This is a genomic window from Henriciella sp. (assembly GCF_049649345.1).
Lineage (GTDB): Bacteria > Pseudomonadota > Alphaproteobacteria > Caulobacterales > Hyphomonadaceae > Henriciella.
In genome coordinates this window covers 1-3,202 of the sequence record NZ_JBARZC010000537.1, presented here as the reverse complement: position 1 = coordinate 3,202, position 3,202 = coordinate 1, and the positions used below count along the sequence as shown (strand labels likewise).

Below are 3,202 nucleotides of genomic sequence, written 5' to 3'. Positions count from 1 at the left end.
CCGGACGAGCGGAACGAAGCGTGGCTATTCGCAGATTGCCAACCCGATCTCTCTGATGCGCAACGGCACCATGACGGGCCGGTTCGGACGCAGGCTGATGTGGCGCAATTTCGTCGCCAATCATGTGAAAATGCTGCGGCCTGAGCCATGGGTCGACCGCTGGGGGCGGGTCGTTGGGAACTGGATCGGTATCAGGGACTGGGCGACCCGGCGGATCTCACCTGACCGCATTCTCGAGATGAAATAGCGCTCAGGCGCCCACAAGGCGCGGCGCCGCGTCGAGGCGACCTTCGGTCAACCGACCTCGACGGCAGCCTTGCTGTTTACAAAGGCGTCCCATTCCTCGCTCGTCATGAAGAGCTGGCGCAGGTGTTCCGGATCGGGATTATCCTCCCAGCTGTCCCATGCCTGGATGATCATTTCCTCGTCAGACCCTTCAGGAACGCGGCCGAACTTGGCGCGAAGGTCTTCGACGTCGACAACATAATCCTCATCGGCGATGGCGTATTGTTCGCGTGTCAGAAGGGTCATGCCGACCGAATCAAGGGTGCTGAGAGCGGCTTTTACGGCGAAGGCCGGGGTCGGAACCACGATGGATTTCGAACCGGCATGCCTGATCAGCGTTTTCAGGACGTCCCGCGTCGATGGATTATTCACCGAACCAATATTCCAGGCCCCGTTCGGGCACCCCATATCGCTGGCCTGGATTGCAAAGCTCGCGCAATCAAACACTGACACGAACTGGTAGCGGTTCTTGCCCGATCCTATTGTGGGAACGGGCAGATTGGCCTTTACCAGCTTGAACAGATTGGCGAGCAGCCCCAGACGTCCTGGGCCCATAACCATTCTGGGACGGAAAATGGAGATGTTGATGCCTTTCTGGCGCCACTCCGCGCAGACGTCTTCGCACGCCTTTTTTGATTGCCCATACGCATCGATCGGGTTCTGCGCGTGATCGGTCGGGATGGGCGGGGGCACCAGAGAGCGCCCATAGACCATGTCGGTCGAGAACTGGACGAGCCGGTCGCAGCCCTGCCGGCTCATTTCTGTAAGGATATTGTTCGTTCCGTCGACGTGGACCGGAAAGAAAGCGTCATGGCGCTCTGATTTCTTTACCGGCGGCATGAGCAGGCGGGCCGCCATATTGTAGACCATGTCGCCGGCTTTAAGCCCGACCTGGCGGACCTGGTCGGCGTCACGCACATCACATTCGACGAATTTGGCGAACTCGTAGACCGGCATCTGCGATTGCACCTTGTCGGCGAGGATAACCTCTTCGCCGCGGGCAAGCAGATCGCGCGCAATATAGCGTCCGACGAAACCATCGCCGCCGAAAATAACGTGTCTGCCAGTTGGAGCGTTTGGATCAGTCATTTTGAGGGGTCTCCTGCAGAAGTGCGACGGGCTCGGCTGCGGCGCTCGACTGATCGCCCGCAAAGCCAATAAAGACCAGACCGCCAATAATCAGGAACGTGCCGATGAAGTGATTTATGTTGAGGCTTTCCTTGAACACGAAATAGCCGATGGCGAGGACGAAAACATAGGACAGGGCGATGAAAGGGAATGCAAAAGTGAGCGGCACACGGCTGAGCACCCACAAATGAGCGGCCATTGAAACGGCCATGGTCGCGAGCCCGACAATGACCCAAGGCTGAAACCCGACCTTCAGCACCGTCATCAATGCATTCGAGGTCGTCAGATCGAACTTGCCGACTGCGACCATTCCCTGCTTGAGGAACGTCTGCGAGAGCGCGTTTGTCGTCACGACGAATAGGATCATTGGAATGTACTTTACCAAAAGTCTTTCCCCCTCGGCCCTGCTTATCCTGGCCGGACCTGCAACCAAGCAAAACCAATGCCGCCTCGCAAACTACCTTTGGCGCTGATCAGACCGCATGTGCAACCCATATATGACGCCTGTGTGTCGTTGCTGTATTTCAGGCACCAATCTTGCGGCATTTTCGGCAAGCGACTTTACATCTTGTGCGGATATGAGGCAGTCATACCAGTGAATGAGGGGACAACATTGACAGCAGCGTCACCGTCTTCAAGAGACGCCTCAAGTGCTGCTCCATCGGCCGCGCAAGATATACTTGTGGTTGATCTGGACAGAACGCTGACGGCCACCGATTTCACGCTCGAAAACGTGTTGGCTGTGCTGGGGCACAATCCGTTCAACATAGCCAAGTTGACGCGATGGGCGCTCATGGGGCGCAGCTATCTGAAGGCCCGCGCTGCAGAGCGCATCATGCCTGATGTCGAGGCCGCGCCCTACAATCGCGAATGCATTGCCTTCATTCGCGCCGCAAAAGCCGATGGCGCCTATGTGGTCCTGGCGACGGCGTCCAATCAGAAGATCGCTGACGCTGTTGCTGCCCATATCGGGCTTTTCGATGCGGTTCATGGATCGAGTGAGGGCAACAATTTCAAGGGCAGCGCGAAAGCCGAATTTCTCGACCGCACCTATGGGCGCGGCAATTACACCTATATGGGAGACAGCCCCTCAGACGTGAAAGTCTGGACCAGCGCCAAGAAGGCCGTGACCGTGGGCGCGACGCAGAAAGTCCGCTCGCTGGCCGAAAGCGCCGCGCCACAGGCCGAACATATCAGCCTCGCGTCTGGCAGGACGATGAGCCGGCCCCGGGCGCTGCTCAACACGATCCGGCCTCACCAGTGGTCGAAAAATATTCTGGTCTTTGTGCCGCTTCTTTCAGCCCAGGAATTCAGCCTTCCGATCATCCTGAACGCTGTGCTTGCCTTCATTTGTTTTTCTCTCACGGCATCAAGCGTTTACGTGCTCAACGACCTGCTCGATCTTGACGCCGACAGGGCCCATCCACGCAAGAAAAACCGGCCGTTTGCGTCGGGTGCCTTGAAGATTGAATCCGGAATGTGGATGGCGCCATTGCTTCTTGCTGCCGGGTTCTCCCTGGCCATCTGGCAATTGCCGCTGATCTTTGTCCTGGTGCTTGTCGGCTATTACGCGCTGACGCTTTCCTACTCCTTCTTCCTCAAGCGGAAGATCATGGTCGATGTTTTCACCCTGGCCGGGTTGTACACCATTCGCGTTGGCGCCGGCGCTGCTGCGACGCTGATTGCACTCTCGCCATGGCTTGCCGGTTTTGCGCTGTTTTTCTTCCTGGCGCTGGCGATCGTGAAACGTCTTTCCGAGGTCGTGGACATGATCAGCATGAACGAGGCT

Annotated in this window: 3 protein-coding genes and 1 pseudogene; 2 read left to right on the top strand and 2 right to left on the bottom strand. The window is 57.6% G+C overall.

Going from position 1 to position 3,202, the window contains the following annotated elements; all coding sequences use genetic code 11:
• Positions 1 to 247 (top strand): annotated as a pseudogene (locus WA989_RS14785) (glycosyltransferase family 2 protein); the annotation flags it as partial.
• Positions 248 to 294: 47 nt separating this feature from the next.
• Here WA989_RS14785 and WA989_RS14780 read toward each other — a convergent pair.
• Together WA989_RS14780 and WA989_RS14775 are read right to left on the bottom strand one after the other, a co-directional pair.
• A complete protein-coding gene (locus WA989_RS14780) occupies positions 295 to 1,374 on the bottom strand; it encodes an NAD-dependent epimerase/dehydratase family protein (RefSeq protein WP_424341248.1) in 1,080 nt (359 codons plus the stop codon).
• Positions 1,367 to 1,780 carry an EamA family transporter gene (locus WA989_RS14775; protein WP_424341247.1) on the bottom strand — a complete coding sequence of 138 codons (414 nt, stop codon included), beginning with the start codon at positions 1,778 to 1,780 and terminating at the stop codon, positions 1,367 to 1,369. Before WA989_RS14775 ends, WA989_RS14780 begins: the two co-directional genes overlap by 8 nt.
• 75 nt (positions 1,781 to 1,855) lie before the next feature.
• On the opposite strand from WA989_RS14775, the gene WA989_RS14770 reads away from it, so the two are divergent.
• Positions 1,856 to 3,202: UbiA family prenyltransferase (locus tag WA989_RS14770; RefSeq protein WP_424341246.1), on the top strand; the 1,347-nt coding region annotated here is incomplete at its 3' end.